The organism is Arsenicicoccus sp. UBA6765 (genome assembly GCF_002453335.1).
GTDB classification, from domain to species: Bacteria; Actinomycetota; Actinomycetes; order Actinomycetales; family Dermatophilaceae; genus Arsenicicoccus; species Arsenicicoccus bolidensis.
The window spans coordinates 50,734-52,006 of record NZ_DKGR01000059.1 but is presented as its reverse complement, the minus strand read 5'-3'; the positions used below and the strand labels follow the sequence as shown (position 1 = coordinate 52,006).

Annotated in this window: 2 protein-coding genes; both read left to right on the top strand. The window is 65.7% G+C overall.

Going from position 1 to position 1,273, the window contains the following annotated elements; all coding sequences use genetic code 11:
* Positions 1-447: 447 nt before the first annotated feature.
* The gene (locus B4K29_RS16580) at positions 448-939 is read left to right on the top strand and encodes a hypothetical protein (RefSeq protein ID WP_020625383.1); all 492 of its coding nucleotides are present in this window, start codon (positions 448-450) and stop codon (positions 937-939) included.
* Positions 936-1,273: hypothetical protein (locus tag B4K29_RS16575; RefSeq protein WP_286968215.1), on the top strand; the 338-nt coding region annotated here is incomplete at its 3' end. The genes B4K29_RS16580 and B4K29_RS16575, both read left to right, overlap by 4 nt.

Genomic DNA, 1,273 nt, shown 5'->3' with positions numbered 1-1,273 from the left:
CAGAATTCAGCCGACGTTGACAGCGCACTCGTTCCGTCGGCAGTCACGCCTCCAGGGTAGTCTCCTCCGTCCGCAGGACTCGAAGTCGTCCGTCACGCGATGCCAGCCCGGCCGGCCCAGTGAAGTCCAGCGGAGCGGGACGCTCGCATCTCACACCTTCACAATAATGGACCTCGGAGTCCTTATCCAAGTCGATCCGAAACACCTATGGCGATCCAAGCGTCCTGCTTTTCAGACCTGCGACACCTCTCGTCAATCGACGTCCCGCTCATACTTTGGTCTGGCGAGTCCTTTTCTGTCGTCGTAGGCTAGTGGTCATGATGTGCGGGAAGCCACGCGGCTCACGGATCTTCCGTGTGCGCGAGAAAGTCCGAGCCGAGGGCTCGGTGCGGCTGCCCACGCGCGCCCGTCGAGAACGTTGCGCGCTCCGCAGGAGAGGGGCGTTCGGTGGACCTGCCGGTCAAGCTCGGTGACGCGCAAGAGTTTCTGATGCTCGTTCCCTCGCCTCTTGCGGAGCGGGTGGCTGAGGACGAGCGCCTGGTCGTGGCGGCCTATCGGTTTCGTAGGGGCCTGGGCATCCGGGCTCGACGGGCGTTGGCCTCGCGTATCGAGCATGAGGTGACCGCCGCGCTGCACATCGTTCGGCCCGGAACGGTGGTGGTGGCGTTCGACGGTGCCGGCACGATGTCTCGGGCCCGAGTACACAGGTTGGCGACGGGCGTAGTCGGTGAGGTGAGCAGGAGCGCCACCAATCTCGTCGGCGCGGACACGACCGTGATTGGAGTCGTGGTGATGTCGCCGACCGAGCGAGATCTCGCCGCCGCGTGCGTGCGGCATGTCGCGGAGCAGCCACCGCACCGGGGCGACGGGCTCGTCTTTCACGCCAGCGACCTCCGCCGGGCGAACATCTATGAGCTGATCGAGGAAGCAGTCCTGTGACGACGGTCAGCTCTCCCCGTGGTCGCAGCGAGGACTACCTGTTAGTCATCTACCAGCGTCGGAACGCCTCGGTCCTGTCGCTGCAGGGGCGGGACACCGAGCTGACCCCCGGGAGCATCGTCGTTGTCCCCCGCTCGACGGTGGAGAGCGCGATGCCCACCGAGGATGCCGATCGCATGATTGTCGAGGTGCCGTTGGGTGTGGTGGGGTTGACGGCGGATCAGGTCGCTGAGGTCTCGGGTGTGGACCTGCAGGAGCGGACCTCGCTGGCGGCGCTGCTGCGGTCCGTGCTCGGGGGCGTGATGGACTCCAAACTCAGCCTTCGCGACGAGGT